This window comes from Brachybacterium halotolerans subsp. kimchii (assembly GCF_020792675.1).
Lineage (GTDB): Bacteria > Actinomycetota > Actinomycetes > Actinomycetales > Dermabacteraceae > Brachybacterium > Brachybacterium halotolerans.
This window is the reverse complement of the sequence record NZ_CP086254.1, coordinates 3,500,646-3,518,951: the sequence shown is the minus strand read 5'-3', so window position 1 is coordinate 3,518,951 and position 18,306 is coordinate 3,500,646. Positions and strand designations below refer to the sequence as shown.

Sequence of the window (18,306 nt, the reverse complement as noted above, 5' to 3'; positions counted from 1 at the left end):
TGCATCCCCCGGCAGGGTCGGGATCAGGGGCCGACGACGATCATCCGGAGCCCGTCGGTCGGCCGCTCGAGGCCCCTGACCAGGGCATCGAGGGCCTGCGGGCCCTCGTACCGCACCGCGTCGACGCCGAGCGCGCGGGCCGCGGCGGCGATGTCGGCGCCGTGCGGGGTCGTGAAGAAGCGCTCGAGGAGCCCGGGATGCGCGCGCCGGTGCTCGAGCCCGGAGAAGATGCGGCCGCCGGAGTCGTCGACCACGATCACGTCCAGCGCGGGGCGACGCTCGAGGGGGCCGACGATCAGGCCCGTGAAGTCGTGCAGCGCCGTCACGTCGCCCACGAGCAGACGCACGCGTCCGGCGGGAGCGTGCTCGGCGGCGGCGTGCTCGTCGGGAGCGTGCTCGTTGGCGAGCGCGTACCCGCCGGCGGTCGAGGCCATCCCGTCGATCCCGGCCAGGCCGCGGCCGGCCAGCACCGTCCCGCGCGCGGCCGGGGCGAGCTGCTCGAGATCCCTCACCAGGGACGAGGAGCCCAGCACGAGGGTGTCCTCCTCCCCCGTCGCCCCCCAGACGGCGAGCGCCGCGCGCTGCTGCCACGTCGGCTCGGACGCCTCCACGAGCAGCGCGCCCTCGCGGCGCCAGTCCTCGAGCCGCGCAGCGGCGTCCGCGCGGTCGTCCGCGTCCCCGAGGGCGAGGGCAGGCACCACGAGGGACGCGGTGCGGGAGGCGTCGGCCCAGGAGGAGGTCGGGTCCACGATGATCGTCTCGACGTCGGCCGCGCCCAGCAGCGCGCCGACCACGGGTCGCGAGAGCGTCGGGTGGCCGTAGACGATCGCCTGCGAGGGCCGCAGCGGGTGGTCGGGGTCGGCCATGACCTGCGCGAGCAGCTGCGGGTAGCCCGTGACCATGCTGGGTCCGCCGCGGGATCCAGAGCTCGGCTCGGCGAGCAGAGGCAGCCGGTGGGTCTCGGCGAAGGCGCGGGCCGCGGGACCCGCGCCGTCCCCGGCGACGACCACGGCACGCGGATCGGGCGGGAGCGCGACCGGCGTGGGCTCACGCGGCGGGATCCGACGGGTGACGACCAGGCGATCGCCGTGCTCGGGCCCCGGCACCGACGCAGACTCCGGCCCCGACTCCGACCCTGTCGAGGCGAGCCCGTCGACGGTCCCGGCGCCGGGCACGAGCGGGTCGCGCAGGCACAGGTTCACGTGGACGGGACCGGGGCGGGGTCCGGTCGCGGCGGCGAAGGCCCGCGCGAGGGTGCTCACGGCGGTGCGCAGCTCGACCTCGGACGCACCGTCTCGCGAGGGCGCCGGGAGGTCGGTCGCGAAGCGCACTGCATCCCCGTAGATGCCGACCTGATGGGTGGCCTGGTTCGCGCCCACGCCGCGCAGCTCGATGGGCCGGTCCGCGGTGAGCACGATCAGCGGGGTTCGGGAGTGGTGGGCCTCGAGGACGGCGGCGTGCAGGTGCGCCGTGGCGGTGCCCGAGGTGGTCACGACGACGCCCGGCGATCCCGGGTCGCGGCGGGAGATGCCGAGGGCCGTGAACGCGGCGGCGCGCTCGTCGATCCGCACGTGCGCCTCGAGACGGCCCGCGATCTCGGGGTCCTCGAGCGCGTAGACGAGCGGCGCCGAGCGCGAGCCCGGGCTGATCGCGACGTGCCGCACGCCGAGCGCGACCAGGGTGCGCCAGATCGCGACGGCCTCCTCGACCGCACCGGAGCCCAGGGGCGCGGGCACGGGGATGGTCATCGGCTCCGGATCCGCCCGGAGAGGGTGGCCGGCGGGAGCGGGGTGCTCGGTCATGGTCCCAGGCTAGTGATCCGACGCCCGCGCCGATCCCGGCTCGGGTCCGTTCGCGCCGGGGGTCACAGCAGCTGTGCGCACGCCTCGAGGCGCTGCTCCCAGCGGGCGGTGAGCTCGCGCGGCGCGCAGTGGGCCTCGAGCAGCTCGGGCTCGGGCTGCGGGCGCCGCACCGGGATCATTCCCCCGTCGGCGCGCAGCGGTGCGGCGACGAGGTCGCCGGTGAGCAGGACCGCCGTCGCGAGTCCGCAGGCGTGGGTGAGCTCGGGCAGGGCCGCGGCGAAGGCGAGGCCCGCGCTCAGGCCGACGCTCGACTCCAGCGCGCTCGAGACGACCACGGGGAGGTCCGCCTCGGCGGCGAGCTCGAGGCAGCGGGCCGCGCCGCCGAGGGGCTGCACCTTCATCACGAGCACGTCCGCCGCGCCCGCGCGGGCCACGCGCAGAGGGTCCTCGGCGCGCCGCACGAGCTCGTCGGCCGCGATCGGCACGTCGACCGCGCGGCGCACGGCCGCGAGGTCCTCGAGCGAGGCGACGGGCTGCTCGACGTATTCGAGGCCGCCCGCCGCGCGGTCCAGCTGCGGGATCGCGGCGATCGCCTCGTCGCGGTCCCAGCGGGCGTTCGCGTCCACGCGGATGCGGGCGTCCGGGCCCAGGGCGTCGCGCACGGCCTCCAGGCGCTCGAGGTCCTCGGACAGGGTGGAGGCGACGTCCGCGACCTTGACCTTCGCGGTGCGGGCGCCGCCCACGGTCGCCAGCCGGTGCGCGAGCGCGGGCGGGACGACGGGGATCGTCACGTTCACCTCGATGCTCTCGCGCAGGGGCGCGGGGCGAGGGGCGGTCGCGTCGGCGAGAGCACAGCGCAGCCAGGCGGCCGATTCGGCCGGGTCGTAGTCCCAGAACGGGGAGAACTCGGCCCAGCCCTCGGGCCCCCGAAGCACCACGCCGTCGCGCACGGTGATCCCGCGGAAGCGGGTGGTCATGGGGATCGACCAGCAGCGGGCGTCCTCGATGCCCCGCTCGCGCAGCGCGGCGGGGATGCGCATGCCCCTCACGCCGCGGCCAGCACGGCGTCGATGGGACCGCGCAGGTCGGCGGGCTCGACGCTCGGGGGGAAGCGGCCGATGACGGCGCCGTCGGGCCCGACGAGGAACTTGGCGAAGTTCCACTCGATGTCCGCTCCGTCCTCGCCGGAGCGCTCCGAGCGCAGCCACTGGTAGAGCGGGTCGGCGTCCTCGCCGTTGACGTCGATCTTCGCGAGGATCGGGAAGTCGACGCCGTAGGCGGTGCGGCAGAAGGTGACGGCGTCCTCGTCGCTCCCGGGCATCTGGCCGGCGAACTGGTTGCAGGGGAAGCCGAGGATCACCAGTCCCCTCTCCCGGTACTGCTCCTGCAGCTCCTGGAGGCCGTCGAGCTGCGGGGTGAGCCCGCACTTCGAGGCGACGTTCACCACCAGGACGGTCCGGCCCGCGTACTGTGAGAGGTCGGTGGAGGCGCCCTCGGCGGTGCGGACGGTGAAGTCGTGAAGCGTGGTCATGGCGGCTCCTTGCGGGACGGGTGGGTGCGGCGACGCCGCGCCCGTCCAGGCTAGCCCCGCTGGACGGGCTCGGTCCGCCAGAGGGCCGCCTCGTCCCTCTCGCGGACGACCCGCGCGCGGAACTCCTCGCGCTGGGCGCCGTGGGCGGCATCACGCCGGATCAGCACGTACCCGATCGCGACGATCACGAACCAGACCGGCGTCGCGAGGAGACCCGCGAGGGTGTCGGACGCGCCCGTGAACGCCCAGAGCAGGAAGGCGAAGAACGCCATCACGACGAAGGACATCACGGTGCCCAGCGGCATGCGGAAGCGGCTCGCGGCGTGGTCCTGCGGGCGCCGACGGCGGTACGCCAGGTAGCTCAGCAGGATCATCGTCCACACGAACATGAAGCACAGCGAGGAGACGGTGGTGACCACGGAGAACGCGGTCGACTCCCCCAGCCCGAAGACGAGGAGCACCACCGAGGCCAGCAGCATCACGCCCGTGAGGAACAGGGCGTTCTGCGGGACGTGGCGGCGCGAGACGCGCGCGAACAGGCGCGGCGCGTCGTTCTGGGTGGCGAGGCCGAACACCATCCGGGAGGTCGAGTAGATCCCGGAGTTCGCCGAGGACATGGCCGAGGTCAGGACCACGAGGTTCACGATGGCGGCGGCCGCGGGCAGACCGGCGGTCGCGAAGACCTGGATGAACGGGGAGTCGTCGGCGCTGTACACCGTCCACGGCATCACCGACATGAGGATCACGAGGGCGCCCACGTAGAACAGCAGGATGCGGACGGGGATCGAGCGCACCGCGCGCGGCAGGTTCTTCTCCGGGTCGCGGGTCTCGGCGGCCGTGGTGCCCACCAGCTCGATGCCGACGAAGGCGAAGGTGGCGATCTGGAAGGCGGCGACGAAGCCGGTGAAGCCGCGCGGGAAGAAGCCGCCGTCGGCCCACAGGTGGGTGAAGCTCGAGGGGCCGGCCGAGGTCTCGAAGCCCGTGAGGACGAGCACGAGTCCCAGGACGATGAGGGCGAGGATCGCGACGATCTTGACCATGGCGAACCAGAACTCGGCCTCGCCGAAGGCGCGGACCGTCGGCAGATTCAGGCCGATGAGCAGGGCGATCACCACGATCGCGAGGACGGGCGTGGCCCAGCTCGGGAGCATGGGGACCAGGTCGCGCAGATAGACCGAGGCGATCACGATGACGTCGGCCACCGCGGTCACGACCCAGCAGAACCAGTAGGTCCAGCCCGTGAAGAACGCCGCCCAGGGGCCGAGCAGGTCACCGGTGAAATCGGCGAAGTTCCGGTACTCGCGGCGCGAGAGCAGGATCTCGCCCATCGCGCGCATCACGAAGTAGAGCATGAAGCCGATGACCACGTAGACGAGCAGCACGGAGGGGCCTGCCACCGAGATGGTCTTGCCCGAGCCCATGAAGAGGCCCGTGCCGATGGCGCCGCCGATCGCGATCAGCTGGATATGGCGGTTGCCGAGGGAGCGCTCGAGGCGGGGGGCCTCGGGGGCGCTCGAGCCCGAGGCATCCGAGCCGGTCGACGTCGATGTCGTGGAGGACGAGGAGTGAGTCACCCGCGGGACCCTACCCATCGGCCGGCGGATCCGTGCGGCGACGCGCGGACGGGACAGGCGGACGCGCTGGAGCCGGCCACACAGGACGGACCCGAGCGCGGCGCCGGCGTCGCTGCTCTCCTGCGACGCCGGCGCCGGCATCGGTTGTCAGCTCAGATCGACTTCAGCGGTCTCTCCGAACCAGGAGGGTGTCATCTGCAGAGTCGGCACCTCGGTCCCCTTGGGCACGTCGTACACGAGCTTGCCCTTGTAGGTGTTGCCGGGGTTGACGCTCTCGAGCACGAGCGCGTCATCCTCCATGTACGCGTCATCCGAGGTCGAGTACTGAGAGCCATCTTCTCCGACGAGGGTGAAGTCGTTCGACCAGAGCGTGACCTCTTCCTTCCCCGCGTTCTTGACCTGCACCTCGACGATGACGAACTCGCCCTGGGGTTTCTCGTTCCAGTACGTATCGCCCACCTGGCCCACGCCGGTCTTCACGTCGGTCACCGTGAGCTCCACGTCGTCGGCCTTCACGGACTCACCCACACCGACCTTCTGGTCTGCGGGTGCCGCCTTCTCCTCGTCGCCGTCTTCGGCTGCGGCGCTCGTCTCGTCCTTCGTGTCGGTCGATCGCGGCGGACCATCGGCCTTCGAGGACTCGCCGTCACCGGCCGTCCCTTCCGCCGCCTGCTCGGCCTGCTGCGTCACGGCCGGTGCCGACGACGGTTCCGGGTCGTCGGTGATCGCGCCGTTGATGGCGCTGATCAGCATGCCCAATGCGCAGACGACTGCGGAGACGATCCACGCCATGGTCTTGAAGCGCTCACGGTCGGCGAGCGGTCGACCGTACTTGTCATGCGAGGCCCCCGCGAGATGGAGGATGAGGTCGACGAGGGCCCAGATCCCACATCCGCCGCACGTGAACAGCTTGCCGAGACCAAGGCCCACCTGTCCCAGGTAGAAGCGGTCGATGCCGAGGACACCGAGGAAGAGGGACAGCAGCCACGTCGTGAGGAAGGATTTCGGAGGGATCGGCATGCCGGTCGTCGGATCGATCGGAATGCCCGGATGGGCCGATGCCCCCGAGGGCAGGGCGGTCCACTGCTGCGGCGCGAATCCGGGAGGAGCCGCATTCGCGCTCCCGGGACCGTACGGCTGGTGCGGAGCCCCATATCCGGGGCCAGGTGCTCCGAAGGGCTGCGCGGGTGAACCGTGCGGGGTCTGCGCTCCGTAGGGGCTGGGAGCGCCGTACGGATCGGATGAACCCGAAGGCGGGTGGGACGCGCCCTGGCCGGGACGCGAGCCGTAGGGATCCTGGGGATCTGACCCATACGGCGGATTCGGACCAGTGGTCAACTCATCTCCTGGGGGCGAGAGCGCGCGCCGCGACGTGCGCGCACGGGACGGATGCCTGTGGCGTGACGGCCGGAGGCATCGCCGGCTCGGGGGCACAGGCCCCTGACGTTCGCACGGGACCCGAGAGCCGGCTGATCGCAATCTATCCATTCCCTGGGACATTTCTGGATCTTCCGGTCCATGCCGGTCACTTCGTGATGCATCCGAGACCCAGCCGCCGGTGGCATCGCGCCGTACCCTCGTCCCATGCCTGCTCATCGCCACACCGCCGAGGTCGACCATGCTCTCGGTTCCGGCTTCGGCCCGCACCTCCGCCCGGTGCGAGCGGACGACGCCGACGCGATCCTCGAGGCCTTCACGTCCTCCCCCGACATGTCCCGCCAGGGCGACGTGCACGACGCCGCGTCGGCCGAGGAGTACTGCACCTGGCTGCGCGGGGCGGACCGGCACGCCTTCGCGATCGTGGACGACGAGCCGGATGCCGTGCAGGGCGCGCACGGCGCGCACGGCCGCATGGTCGGCCTGGTCGCCGTGAGCGTCGACGAGGGCAATCGCAACGGCTGGTTCTTCTACTGGCTGCATCCCGCGTATCGCGGCCGCGGCCTCGCCTCGCGGGCGGCGGCCGCCCTCGCCGAGCGCGCGCTGCGGCCCGTGGACCGGGGCGGCTGGGGGCTCGAGCGCCTCGAGCTCGGACACCGCATCGACAATCCCGCCTCAGGCTCCGTCGCCCGCGCCGCGGGCTTCCTGCACGAGGGCACGGAGCGCGAGAAGTTCCTCATCGGCGGCGAGCGCGTGGACGTCCTCGCCTACGGCCGGCTCGTGACCGATCCCGCTCCGCCCACCGTGCTGCTGCCCTGGGCCGACGACGCCTGAGAACCCCGTCCGATCCTCGTCCGCTCCTCGTCGGCCGGATCACCCGGTAGCGGGCCGAACCCCGCGCGCGCCGGGGATACCCTGGCGAGCATGCCCCGCTTCAAGCTGCCCCGCGACGTCTCCGACACCTTCGATCCCGAGCGCTGGCGGGACATCGGCCCTGATGAGCTGGCCGGTCCCGCACTCACGGACGTGACCTACCACCGCGCCGTGGACCGCTCCGATCCCGAGGCGCCGACGGACCTGCCGTGCGTGCGGATCGCCTTCGACCGGCCCGAGGTGCGCAACGCCTTCCGCCCGCACACGGTCGACGAGCTCTACCGGGCGCTCGACCACGCGCGGCTGGACACCGGGGTCGGCGTCATCCTCCTCACCGGGAACGGTCCGTCCCCCAAGGACGGCGGCTTCGCGTTCTGCTCGGGCGGGGACCAGCGCATCCGCGGGCGCTCCGGGTACCAGTACGCGGGCGGCGAGACCGCCGAGACCGTCACCCCCGGGCAGGGAGGCCGCCTGCACATCCTCGAGGTCCAGCGTCTGATCCGCACCATGGGCAAGGTCGTGATCGCCGTGGTCAACGGCTGGGCCGCCGGCGGCGGGCACTCCCTGCACGTGGTCGCCGACCTCACGATCGCCTCGCGGGAGCATGCGCGCTTCATGCAGACCGACGCGAACGTGGGCTCCTTCGACGGCGGCTACGGCTCCGCGTACCTCGCCAAGCAGGTGGGACAGAAGAGGGCCCGCGAGATCTTCTTCCTCGCCGAGGAGTACTCGGCCCAGGACGCCTACGACTGGGGCGCGGTGAACCGGGTCGTCGACCACGCGGACCTCGAGGACGCGGCGCTCGCGATGGCCGCGACGATCGCCACGAAGTCCCCGCAGGCGGTGCGCATGCTCAAGTTCGCCTTCAACCTGGCCGACGACGGCCTCATGGGCCAGCAGGTCTTCGCGGGCGAGGCGACGCGCCTGGCGTACATGACGGACGAGGCGGTCGAGGGCCGTGACGCCTTCCTCGAGCACCGCGCCCCCGACTGGTCGTCCTTCCCCCACCCGCAGGGCTGAGCACCGTGGCCGAGCTCCCTCCGGCAGCATCCGCTCCCTGGATCCGTCCCGCACCCTTCGACGGCTCCGCGGCCTCGCTCGCCGAGCACGTCCGCGCGATCGGCGAGGTCATGGCCGGTCGCGGACGGCTGTGGCTGGGCCCGTTCGACCCGCCGCCGACGATGCCCGCCGGTTTCGAGGACACCGTGCTGGTGGTCCCGACCTCCGGGTCGACGGGCCGCGCGAAGGCCGTCGCCCATCCCCTGCGCTCGCTGCTCGCCTCGCAGGACGCGACCGCGCGACTCTTCGCGGACGGCGACGTCGCCCAGGACACGGATGCCGACCGCACCGCGCACGCGGGCCACGGGCACTGGCTGCCCCTGCTGCCGCCCACCCACATCGCCGGCATCCAGGTCATCGCCCGGGCCCACCGCACGGCCCAGGTGCTGGGACTCGAGCGCGTCCCGCTCCCGGATCCCCTGCCGGATCTCTCCGCCCATTTCGACGCCGCCCGCTTCGTCGCCCTCGCCGAGCCGGCCCTCGCGGAGGCCGCGGAAGCGGGCCTCCCCGCCTTCACCTCGCTCGTGCCCACCCAGCTCACCCGGCTGCTCGGCGAGGCGTCGGGCGACGGCGCCAGGGCCCGCGCCCTGCTCGCACGCTTCTCCGCGGTGCTCGTGGGCGGTGCGGCCACGCCGCCCGACCTGCTGGCGCGCGCGAAGGGGGCGCGCATCGCCGTGCGCACCACGTACGGGTCCTCCGAGACCGCAGGCGGCTGCGTCTACGACGGCGTGCCGCTCCCCGGCGTGCGACTCGAGCTCGTGGAGACGGAGGACGGGGCGGAGCAGGACTCGGAGGAGGGCGCTGAGGAGGGCCGCCTGCGGCTGCGCTCGCCCACCCTCGCCCACGGCTACGTGCTCGCGGACGGGATCGCGGCGACCGAGGACTTCCCCGTCGTCGGCCCCGACGGCGAGCGCGCCTTCGTCACCAGCGACCTCGCCCGGATCGACGACGGGCGACTGCGGATCCTGGGCCGCGCGGACGACGTCATCACCACCGGCGGGCTCAAGGTCGTCCCGCAGGACGTGGAGCGCGCGATCGACCGCTCCCTCATGCTGCGCGGGCTCCTCGCCGAGTGGGTCGTCGTGGGCGTGCCCGACCCCGAGTGGGGTCGGCGCGTCGAAGCGCTCGTCGTCCCCGCCGACGACGCCCCGACCGAGGCGGAGGACCTGCCCGCCCTCGTGCGCTCGGCGCTGCGCACCACGGGCGTCCCCTCCCATGCCGTGCCGCGGCACGTGCACGTCGTCGAGGCGCTGCCGCGCCTCGGGATCGGGAAGATCGACCGGGCCGCGGCGGCCCGCATCGCCTCCGCGCACGGCTGAGACCGGCTCCGGCCCGGTTCGCGCTGACGCATGGGCGCGTGGGCGCGACCCACGCCACCCCCGGGCACACGCCGGGCGCGGCCTCAACGGACGTATCCTTGATGGGGCCGTGAACTGCGGTCCTGCCACCGCAGACCACGCCTCGAGGAGCATCATGGCCACGTTCTCCCAGTGGGTCGAGGCCGCTCGCCCCCACACTCTTCCCGCCGCGATCTCCCCGGTCGCCGCCGGCACCGGGGCCGCGCTCTGGGACGCCGGATTCGACGCCGCCGTGGTCATCCCGCGGGTCCTGCTCGCCCTCGGCGTGGCCCTCTGCCTGCAGATCGGCGTGAACTACGCCAACGACTACTCGGACGGCGTGCGGGGCACGGACGACGACCGCGTGGGTCCGTTCCGGCTCACCGGCTCGCGATCAGCGGCCCCCGGCACCGTGAAGCGCGCGGCGTTCCTCGCGCTCGGGCTCGGCGGTCTGCTCGGACTCGTCCTCATCGCGGTCGCCGGCATCTGGTGGACCGTGATCGTGGGAGCCGCCGCCATCGCCGCGGCCTGGTTCTACACCGGCGGGAAGCGGCCCTACGGCTACCTGGGACTCGGCGAGCTGTTCGTGTTCATCTTCTTCGGGCTGGTCGCCGTGGGCGGCACCGCCTATGCGATCACGCTCCGCGTGAGCTGGGTGGCGATCCTCGCCGCCTGCGCGATCGGCCTGCTCGCCGTGGTCATCATGCTCACCAACAACCTGCGGGACTTGCCCACCGATGCCGTCGCCGGCAAGCACACCCTCGCGGTGCGGCTCGACGACCGGGGCACGCGCATGCTGCTGACGGCATGCCTCGTCGTCCCGTTCGTGCTGATGGTGCCGGTCATGGTGGTCCACCCGCCGGTGCTCGTCGTGCTGCTCGCCACCGTCCTCGCGGTCGGCCCGCTGCGCACAGTGCTCGCTGGAACCCAGGGGCGCGCGCTGATCCCGGTGCTGGCCCAGGCGGGACGGCTCGAGCTCGTCTTCGCGCTGCTGCTCCTCGTGGGCCTCGCGGTCTGACCCGTCACCGGGCCGCCCCGGAGCGTCCCCGCTCAGCGCTCGTCGTCATCCTCGTCGAGCAGCGCGTCCTCCTCGTCGGCGTCCTCGTCGCGGACGGGGCCGCGGCGCTCGCGGCGGCGCTCGTCGGCCGACTGCAGCCTCCCCGCGAGCCGCTCGCGAGGGGCGCGCAGGAAGAGCACCGAGACCAGGAACGCGATCAGCACGGCGATGATCCCGGCGAGGTAGAACCCCACGCCGATCTGCACCATCAGCCACCAGGCCGCGGCCAGCACCACCAGCCGGATCACCGTATAGAGCAGGACGTCTCGCATGGGTGCCAGGGTAGTGCGCCCGCCTGGACGGACCGTGCGGGCCGAGGCGCGGAACACAGGGCGCGTGAGGATGCCGTGCCGGGATCTCGCACCGAACCTCCAGAGACCGGTGGGAGGATCCGGCGCATGAGTGCTGAGCGAGCGTCCGACGCCGTCCCCTCGTTCTCCGGGCACGGGATCGACCCCCGGGCGCTGGACTTCCTGCGCCGCCTGGCCGGGCCCGACGCCGAGCATGCGGACGCCGAGACCATGCTGCGCCGCATGCAGCAGCGCATGCGGGGCTTCCTCATGGAGTACAAGTTCGGCCTCGACGAGATCTCCACGAAGGTCGGCATCCTGCGCGAGCAGTTCGACGCCCAGCACGACCACTCCCCGATCGAGCACGTGAAGACCCGTCTGAAGTCCGCCGAGTCGCTCACCCAGAAGATCGTCGCCCGCGGCGTCCCGGCTGACATCGATGCGATCCGCGCTCAGATCTTCGACATCGCCGGCCTGCGGATCACCTGCCCGTACGTGGCCGACGTGTACCTCGTGAGCGACGCGATCCGCCGCCAGGAGGACCTCGAGGTCCTGCAGGTCAAGGACTACATCGCCGACCCCAAGCCCAACGGCTACCGCTCCCTGCACCTGATCGTCCAGGTGCCCGTGTTCCTCGCCGACCGCACCGTCGAGATCCCCGTGGAGATCCAGCTGCGCACCATCGCGATGGACTTCTGGGCGAGCACCGAGCACTCCCTGCGCTACAAGTTCGACGGCGACGTCCCCGAGGTGCACTCCCGGCGCATGTCGCAGATCGCCGAGACCACACGGGAGCTCGACGAGCAGATGGCGGAGCTGCGGCGGGTCCTGGCGTCCTGAGACGGACGGTGCGGAGCGCCCGGCCCGCCGGCCCGCGAGGTTCCGTAGACTCGGGGGATGTTGAAGGGTGTCCTCGCCATCGCCTCGATCGGGCTGACGATCTTCGCTCTCGCCGACTGCATCCAGTGCGAGAACGCGCAGCTGCGCGGTCTGCCGAAGTGGGCCTGGATCGTGCTCATCGTGCTGCTGCCCTGGGTGGGGCCGCTCACCTGGCTGCTGGTCGGCAAGGACCGCGAGAGCGGCGCCCCGAGCGCCTTCGATCCGCTGCGCGGAGGCCCCTCCCGGGACGGAGAGGACGGACCCGCGGGATCGGCGGGGTCGTGGGGCTCCCGAAGCGGTCGGGGTGCGCGCGGGTCCCGGCCCCTGGCGCCCGACGAGGACCCCGAGTTCCTGCGCAAGCTCGACGAGGACATCCGGCGCGAGCGCCGAGAGCGCGAGCGCCGCGGCGGGAGCGACGGCGGTGACGGCACCGGGAGCGGCGGCGAGGACGACGACCGGGGGCGCGGCGACGGCACAGGTCCGGCCACCCCGACCACGGACGACGGGCGCGGCTGACCCCGAAGGGGCCGGACAGCCGCCCGCGCGGCACGCAGACATGAGGCCGGCGCACCGGGAATCAGGGTTCTCGGTGCGCCGGCCTCATCTCTGCGCCGGGGCGGCGGGATCGCGGCGTCGGAATCGCGGCGTCTGATCACGGCGTCGCGGTCCCGCCGGCGGCTCAGCCGAGTCCGGAGTAGGAGTGCAGGCCGTTGATCACGAGGTTCACGACCGTGTAGTTGATGATGACGCAGGCGAAGCCGGCGAGGGCGAACCAGGCCGCCTTGTTGCCGCGGAAGCCGCGGGTGGCGCGGGCGTGCAGGTAGCAGGCGTAGACCACCCAGATCACGAAGGTCCACACCTCCTTGGGGTCCCAGTTCCAGTAGCGGCCCCAGGCCTCGTTGGCCCAGACCGCCCCGAAGATCAGGGTGAAGGTCCAGCACACGAAGGCGAGGGAGTGCAGGCGGAAGCAGAGCGCCTCGAGGGCCTCCGGGCCGGGGATGCGCTCGGTGAGCGCCGAGACCGGCCCCCAGAAGCGCCCCAGCGGGCGGTCGGCCGCCTCGCGGGCGGCGCGCACCTTCTGGGTGCGGGTCGAGAGCAGCTGGAGGGCGGCGACGATCGCGCCGAGGCCCGAGAGCGCGGTCGCGATGATGGCGACGCCGATGTGCACGATCAGCCAGTGGGAGTTCTGCAGGCTCGGGGTGAGGTCGGAGGCGGGCAGGATCCAGGCCGTCTGGGCGATCAGCATGAGCACGAGCACCGGGAGCATCACGAGGGTGCCGAGCAGACGCAGGTCCTTGCGGCGGATCGAGATGATCACGAACAGCGCGACGATCAGCGCGCTCGAGGTCATCGAGAACTCGTACATGTTGCCCCACGGCACGCGCCAGGTCGCCACGCCCCGCAGCACCATCGCGGTGATGTGCAGGACGGCGCCGATCGAGGCCATGACGTATCCGAAGCCGCGCGCGCCCAGCGCGTTGCCCGAGGTCGCGGCACCGGCGGAGCCCCGTGCGGCCGAGGCCTTCCCTGCCGTGGCCGTCCCGGCGGGAATCGTCCCGGCGTCGGTCGACCCGCCGGGTCCCCCGCCGGCCGCCGCAGCCGCCCCGGCGCTCGCGCCGACGGTCGCGAGCTCGGCGCGGGCGCCCTCGCTCTCGCGCTTCTGCTTCTCGAGCTTCTCGTCGCTGCGCCGCTGGGTGACGCCCGAGAGGTCCGCGCCGAAGCCGATGAGGGCCAGGACGTACAGGACGATCGTGACGATGATCAGGAGGTTCGAGAGCTCCGCGAGCTGCTGGTCGATCACTGGAGGGGTCCTTCGTGCGAGGGCTTGGACTGCGAGGAATCGGTCTCCGGGGACTGGGGCGCGGGCCTCGGGGAATCAGAGGACGGGGGATCAGCGGACGTGTCATCGGATGGCGACGGATCCGCCGCCGAGGAGGCGGAGTCCGCGAGGCGCTCGGCGAGCGCGCGCACGTCCTCCACGAGTCGATCATCGTCGCTGCGGGCCAGTCCCGCCACCTCCAGGACCACCCCGTGGGCCGACGGCACTGCCCGCACCCACACGCGGCGGCGCGGCACGAACAGCGAGAGCACCAGGCCCAGCACCGCGCTCAGCGCCATGACCAGCGTGAACACCTGGAACGGGTCGCGCTTGATGTCGAAGGCGGCATAGCGCTTGACGCCGTCGAAGGAGATCGAGGAGCCGTCGGCGAGCGTCTGCGACTCCCCCGGGGTGAGGCTCACCAGGGACTGGTTGCCGTCCGAGTCGGCCACCGGCGTGAGACTGCTGACGTCGACCTGGTAGGCGTTCTTCGGGACGCCGTCGTCCAGGCCCAGGTCGCCGTTGTAGACGGTGAGGGCGAGCTGCGGGTTCACCAGGCCCGGGAACTCGGAGTGCGGCCCCTTCTCGTCGATGACGCCCGTGGGCAGGAAGAAGCCGACGACGGCCATCTGCTTGGGCTGGGCGTCGGGCGCCTTGATGACCAGCTGCGAGGTGTACCCGGTATCGCCCGAGGGGATGGTGATGATCGGCCCCTCGGCGACGACGTTCCCGTCGGGGTCCTTCACGGTGACCTCGGGGGCGTAGCCGTTGCCCAGGAGGTACATCGTGGTGCCCTGGACGTGCAGCGGCTGGTTCACGCGCAGCGTCTTGGAGTACTCGCCGCTCTTGTCCGGGTCGTCGACCGTGACGTCGGCCTCGAACTTCTTGGGCTGTCCGAAGCGGTGCGCATTGGAGCTGGTGTCGTACTCGGCGCGGAAATCGTCGAGGGTGAAGCGGAACGACGGCAGCTTCGAGGAGTCGTACCAGGCGCCCTGCTCGAAGGAGTCGTACTCGGCCAGGGAGTTCGAGAACCCCTCCCCCTCGACCACGGTGATCTGGCCGCGGTACTGGAAGAGCCCGCCGGCGGCCACGCCGACGAGCACGCCCAGCAGGGCCACATGGAAGAGGAGGTTGCCGGTCTCGCGCAGGTATCCGCGCTCGGAGGTCACCGAGCGCGCCCCGCCCTTCTCCTCGAGCACGTCGGTGCGGTAGCGGGAGCGCTTGAGGGTCTTCGCCGCGCGGGCGGTGACGGCCTCGACGTCGGCCCCCGGGAGCTCGACGCGCGTGAACCCGGCGAAGCGGCGCAGGCGCGAGGGCGTGCGCGGGGGGCGCGAGCGGATCTGGCGCAGGTGCACGCCCAGGCGCGGGATCACGCAGCCCACGAGGGAGACGAACAGCAGCAGGTAGATCGCCGAGAACCACACCGAGGAGAACACGTCGAAGAAGCCCAGGGTGTCCAGGAACTTCGCCCACGAGCCGTGCTCGGAGATGTACTGCTCCGTCTTCGAGGCGTCCACGTTGCGCTGCGGGTACAGGGACCCCGGCACGGCGGCGATCGCGAGCAGCAGGAGCAGGAAGAGGGCGGTCTGCATGCTCGTGAGCTGGCGCCACAGGAACAGCAGCGTCCCGCGCACGCCGAGCTTGGGCAGCGAGGCCCCGGCCTTGCCCGACTTCCCGGCCTGGCGCAGATCGCGGGCCTCGGGAGCGACCCGGCGGTCACGGGTGCTCGCCGTGCCCATCTGGTCCTTCTGCTCGTCGCGCGCCCGACGGGCCCGCTCGGAGCGCGGGGGCTTCGCGTCCTCGCCCTTCGCCTCCCGGCTCTGCGCCCGGCGCTGCGCCTTGCGCGCCCTGCGGTCCTCCTGGGTCATCACACCACCGTCTCGTATCCGCCGATGAGGGTCTGCAGCTGCGCCATCCACTGCGTCCAGGTCCCCGTCAGCAGCAGCACGCCGATCGCGATCAGCAGGGCGCCGCTGACCACGGAGATGGTCCGACGGTGGCGGGCGAGGGCGCGGCTCGCGCCGAGCGCGCGCTGGAAGAGCAGCGCGAACAGCACGAAGGGAATGCCGAGACCCAGGGAATAGGCGAGAGCGAGCAGGGCCCCGCGCAGCGGGGACGCTCCGTCCAGGGAGAGGGCGACCACGGCCGCGTAGGTCGGGCCGATGCAGGGGGTCCACGAGAACCCGAAGACGATCCCCATGAGCGGGGCCCCGAGGAGACCCGCGTCGGGCCGGCTGTGCAGGCGCTTCTCCCCCGACAGCGAGGGGAACAGGCCCAGGAACAGCAGACCCATGGCGATCACGAGGATGCCGGAGATCCGGTTGACCCACACGACGTGGGACTGCAGGACGTGCCCGAGCGCCCCGACGAAGCCGCCGAGCACCACGAACACGGCGGCGAAGCCGAGCACGAACAGCACCGCTCCGAGCGCCATCCGGGAGGAGCCGCCCCGGGAGCGTCCCCGGCCGCGCCCGCCGCCGGACGCGCCGCGGCCGGTGCCGTCGGCCCCCTGGCCCGCGAGGCCCGAGACGTACCCGAGGTAGCCGGGGACCACGGGCAGCACGCACGGGGAGACGAAGGCGACGATCCCGGCGGCCGCGGCCACCGCGAGCGCCACCCAGAGGGAGCCCGAGAGGATCGTCGTGGAGAAGACCTGTCCGATGCCCATCGCGCTCATTCGTCCACGACGGTGTCGATCATCGACCGCAGGATCGAGGGATCCGCGGCGCCGGAGATGCGCGCCGCGACCCTGCCCTTCGCATCGAGCACGAGCGTCGAGGGGACGGCGTTGGGCGAGACCTGGCCGCGCAGCGCGTAGAGGATCTTGGAGTCCAGGTCCGGCAGCGACGGGTAGGGGATCTTGTACTTCTTCTGGAAGGCGACGGCCGGGCCCTTCTCGTCACGCACGTTGATGCCGACGAACTCCACGCCCTTGGAGGCGTAGTCGCCGGCGATCTCGACGAGGTCCGGTGCCTCCTTGCGGCACGGCGCGCACGAGGCGTACCAGATGTTCAGGACGAGCACGGAACCGAGGTCGTCGGCGCTCGCGAAGGCCTTGCCCTCGTAGGTGGTGCCGCTGAAGTCGACGGGATCGGTGCGGTCCTCGGGGTCGATCTCGGTGGTCACGCCGTCGCCGGAGACGAAGCCGTTCTCGCCGTCGCCTCCGCTGTCGCCGTAGCGCGAGGAGGTGTCCGAGCCGCAGGCCGCGAGCAGGAGGGCGCCGGCGCCGAGCCCGGCCGCTCCGAACAGGGCGCGCCGGCCGACGGGGCGGGCGCTGGGGAGGTCGTTCATGCGAGCTTGCCCCCGGTCGCGTCGACCGAGCCCATGTAGAGCTCGGCGGCCGGCTCGGCGTAGTCGATGCCGGCGAGATGCGGGCCGACGAACCGCAGGCTCGTCACCGAGCACAGACGGCACTGCCGGCGCCGCGGGTCGTGGAAGAGCGGCTTGCCCTCGGCCGAGAGCCGGGTGACCCAGATCGGCAGCTGGTGCAGCACGAGGACGGCCTCGTGGCCCTCGACCTCGGCGCGGGTCGACTGCACAGCGCTGATCACGCGCGCGGCCTGGTCCCGGTAGGGCTCGCCCCAGGACGGGCGGAAGGGGTTGGCGAACCAGCGCCAGTTGCGCGGATCGGAGAAACGGGCCTCGCCGTGGCCCATGCGCTGGCCCTCGAAGTGGTTGCCGGACTCGATGAGCCGCACGTCCTGCGCGACGGGGAGGCCGTGCACGGCGGCGATCGGCGCGGCGGTCTGCTGGGCCCGCAGCAGCGGCGAGGCCCAGACGGCGCGCACGTCGCGCGGGGCGAGGTGATCGGCGGCGAGCTGCGCCATCTTCTGGCCGCGCTCGGACAGGCGGTACCCCGGCAGCCTCCCGTAGAGGATCTTCTCGGGGTTGTGCACCTCTCCGTGACGGACCAGGTGGATGACGGTCGTGCTCATGGGCGCGGGGACCTCCGCGGGAACCGAGGGTGTGGGCCGGATCGACACTCGGGGCGGCCGACGATGCGCAGAACGGGGCCGTGCCCGCGACGAGTGGCGAACCGCCTCAAGGTACCAATCAATCCTTGACGTCGGATGGGACGGTGCCCAGGGTCACGGGGGCGCCCTCGGGGATGGTGCGGGCCATGATCCGACCCAGTTCCAGCAGGTCCTCGGTGCCCACGGCGTCCAGCAGCCGCTCCCGCACGGAGGCCACGTGCACGGGCGCCGCCTGGCGCAGCAGCTCCGCGCCGGCCTCGGTGAGCACCGCCTCGCGGCCCCGGCCGTCTCCCGAGCAGCGGACGCGCTCGAGGATGCCGCGCTTCTCGAGGCGGGCGACGGTGTGGGTCAGCCGCGAGCGCGAGTGCACGACCTGATCGGCCAGCCCCGACATCCGGATCCGCCCCTCGGGCGCCTCGGAGAGCCGCACGAGGATCTCGTACTCGTCGAGGGAGAGATCGAAGCGCGGATCCTGCTCGAGCGCCGTCGAGATGTTCTCCATCAGCAGGTTCACGCCGTAGAGGAACGTGCGCCAGGCCTGCTGCTCGTCGTGGCTCAGCCACTCCACCTCGCCGCCCGCGCCCTCCGTGCCCTCGCGATCAGCGCTCGTGCCGTCGGCGACGGGTGCGCCGCTCGCGGGCGACGCTCCGCCCGCACCGCGGCCGTTCACCGACTCGCCGTCCGCACCGCGCGGTTCCCGCGTATCCTCGGTGGTCGACATCACATGCTCCTTC

General features: G+C 72.5%; 18 protein-coding genes. 6 read left to right on the top strand and 12 right to left on the bottom strand.

Annotated elements, in window-relative coordinates; genetic code table 11:
• Positions 1 to 23 precede the first annotated feature (23 nt).
• The 5 genes from menD to Bra3105_RS15685 all read right to left on the bottom strand — a co-directional run bounded on the left by menD (position 24) and on the right by Bra3105_RS15685 (position 5,927).
• Complete coding sequence (menD, locus tag Bra3105_RS15705) at positions 24 to 1,802, bottom strand: 2-succinyl-5-enolpyruvyl-6-hydroxy-3-cyclohexene-1-carboxylic-acid synthase (RefSeq protein ID WP_228357651.1); 1,779 nt, start codon at positions 1,800 to 1,802, stop codon at positions 24 to 26.
• A 62-nt stretch (positions 1,803 to 1,864) separates the two neighbouring features.
• Positions 1,865 to 2,842, bottom strand: a complete 978-nt coding sequence (locus Bra3105_RS15700) for an o-succinylbenzoate synthase (RefSeq protein ID WP_228357650.1) — start codon at positions 2,840 to 2,842, stop codon at positions 1,865 to 1,867.
• 5 nt (positions 2,843 to 2,847) lie between these two features.
• Positions 2,848 to 3,333: a glutathione peroxidase gene (locus tag Bra3105_RS15695; protein WP_228357649.1), complete on the bottom strand. Its 486-nt coding sequence runs from the start codon at positions 3,331 to 3,333 to the stop codon at positions 2,848 to 2,850.
• A gap of 50 nt (positions 3,334 to 3,383) precedes the next feature.
• Positions 3,384 to 4,907 carry an amino acid permease gene (locus Bra3105_RS15690; protein ID WP_228357648.1) on the bottom strand — a complete coding sequence of 508 codons (1,524 nt, stop codon included), beginning with the start codon at positions 4,905 to 4,907 and terminating at the stop codon, positions 3,384 to 3,386.
• 147 nt (positions 4,908 to 5,054) lie between these two features.
• Positions 5,055 to 5,927, bottom strand: a complete 873-nt coding sequence (locus tag Bra3105_RS15685) for a DUF4352 domain-containing protein (protein ID WP_228357647.1) — start codon at positions 5,925 to 5,927, stop codon at positions 5,055 to 5,057.
• Positions 5,928 to 6,491: 564 nt separating this feature from the next.
• On the opposite strand from Bra3105_RS15685, the gene Bra3105_RS15680 reads away from it, so the two are divergent.
• From Bra3105_RS15680 to Bra3105_RS15665, 4 genes are all read left to right on the top strand, one after another.
• On the top strand, positions 6,492 to 7,118 hold the full coding sequence (locus Bra3105_RS15680) for a GNAT family N-acetyltransferase (RefSeq protein WP_228357646.1): 627 nt from the start codon (positions 6,492 to 6,494) through the stop codon (positions 7,116 to 7,118).
• 90 nt (positions 7,119 to 7,208) lie between these two features.
• Positions 7,209 to 8,177, top strand: coding sequence for a 1,4-dihydroxy-2-naphthoyl-CoA synthase (locus Bra3105_RS15675; protein ID WP_228357645.1), 969 nt, complete (start codon positions 7,209 to 7,211; stop codon positions 8,175 to 8,177).
• A 5-nt stretch (positions 8,178 to 8,182) separates the two neighbouring features.
• The gene (locus Bra3105_RS15670; RefSeq protein ID WP_228357644.1) at positions 8,183 to 9,535 is read left to right on the top strand and encodes an AMP-binding protein; all 1,353 of its coding nucleotides are present in this window, start codon (positions 8,183 to 8,185) and stop codon (positions 9,533 to 9,535) included.
• Between the two features lie 154 nt (positions 9,536 to 9,689).
• Positions 9,690 to 10,571, top strand: coding sequence for a 1,4-dihydroxy-2-naphthoate polyprenyltransferase (locus tag Bra3105_RS15665; RefSeq protein ID WP_228357643.1), 882 nt, complete (start codon positions 9,690 to 9,692; stop codon positions 10,569 to 10,571).
• Positions 10,572 to 10,603: 32 nt separating this feature from the next.
• Here Bra3105_RS15665 and Bra3105_RS15660 read toward each other — a convergent pair whose 3' ends face one another.
• Positions 10,604 to 10,882 (bottom strand): DUF4229 domain-containing protein, encoded by a 279-nt coding sequence (locus Bra3105_RS15660; protein WP_200501905.1) that lies wholly within the window; start codon positions 10,880 to 10,882, stop codon positions 10,604 to 10,606.
• Between the two features lie 126 nt (positions 10,883 to 11,008).
• On the opposite strand from Bra3105_RS15660, the gene Bra3105_RS15655 reads away from it, so the two are divergent.
• Both Bra3105_RS15655 and Bra3105_RS15650 read left to right on the top strand, forming a co-directional pair.
• Entirely contained in the window at positions 11,009 to 11,740 is a 732-nt protein-coding gene (locus Bra3105_RS15655; protein WP_228357642.1) for a GTP pyrophosphokinase, read from the top strand.
• A 57-nt stretch (positions 11,741 to 11,797) separates the two neighbouring features.
• Positions 11,798 to 12,295 carry a PLD nuclease N-terminal domain-containing protein gene (locus Bra3105_RS15650; RefSeq protein ID WP_228357641.1) on the top strand — a complete coding sequence of 166 codons (498 nt, stop codon included), beginning with the start codon at positions 11,798 to 11,800 and terminating at the stop codon, positions 12,293 to 12,295.
• 163 nt (positions 12,296 to 12,458) lie between these two features.
• Here Bra3105_RS15650 and ccsB read toward each other — a convergent pair whose 3' ends face one another.
• From ccsB to Bra3105_RS15620, 6 genes are all read right to left on the bottom strand, one after another.
• Positions 12,459 to 13,580 carry a c-type cytochrome biogenesis protein CcsB gene (gene ccsB, locus Bra3105_RS15645; protein WP_228357640.1) on the bottom strand — a complete coding sequence of 374 codons (1,122 nt, stop codon included), beginning with the start codon at positions 13,578 to 13,580 and terminating at the stop codon, positions 12,459 to 12,461.
• On the bottom strand, positions 13,577 to 15,466 hold the full coding sequence (gene resB, locus Bra3105_RS15640) for a cytochrome c biogenesis protein ResB (protein WP_228357639.1): 1,890 nt from the start codon (positions 15,464 to 15,466) through the stop codon (positions 13,577 to 13,579). The genes ccsB and resB overlap by 4 nt, the downstream gene beginning before the upstream one ends.
• Positions 15,466 to 16,275, bottom strand: coding sequence for a cytochrome c biogenesis CcdA family protein (locus Bra3105_RS15635; protein WP_228357638.1), 810 nt, complete (start codon positions 16,273 to 16,275; stop codon positions 15,466 to 15,468). Before Bra3105_RS15635 ends, resB begins: the two co-directional genes overlap by 1 nt.
• Positions 16,272 to 16,889, bottom strand: a complete 618-nt coding sequence (locus Bra3105_RS15630; protein ID WP_228357637.1) for a TlpA family protein disulfide reductase — start codon at positions 16,887 to 16,889, stop codon at positions 16,272 to 16,274. The genes Bra3105_RS15635 and Bra3105_RS15630 overlap by 4 nt, the downstream gene beginning before the upstream one ends.
• The gene (locus Bra3105_RS15625; RefSeq protein ID WP_228357636.1) at positions 16,886 to 17,533 is read right to left on the bottom strand and encodes a histidine phosphatase family protein; all 648 of its coding nucleotides are present in this window, start codon (positions 17,531 to 17,533) and stop codon (positions 16,886 to 16,888) included. The genes Bra3105_RS15630 and Bra3105_RS15625 overlap by 4 nt, the downstream gene beginning before the upstream one ends.
• Before the next feature lie 118 nt (positions 17,534 to 17,651).
• A complete protein-coding gene (locus Bra3105_RS15620; protein WP_228357635.1) occupies positions 17,652 to 18,293 on the bottom strand; it encodes a MarR family winged helix-turn-helix transcriptional regulator in 642 nt (213 codons plus the stop codon).
• Positions 18,294 to 18,306: the final 13 nt, after the last annotated feature.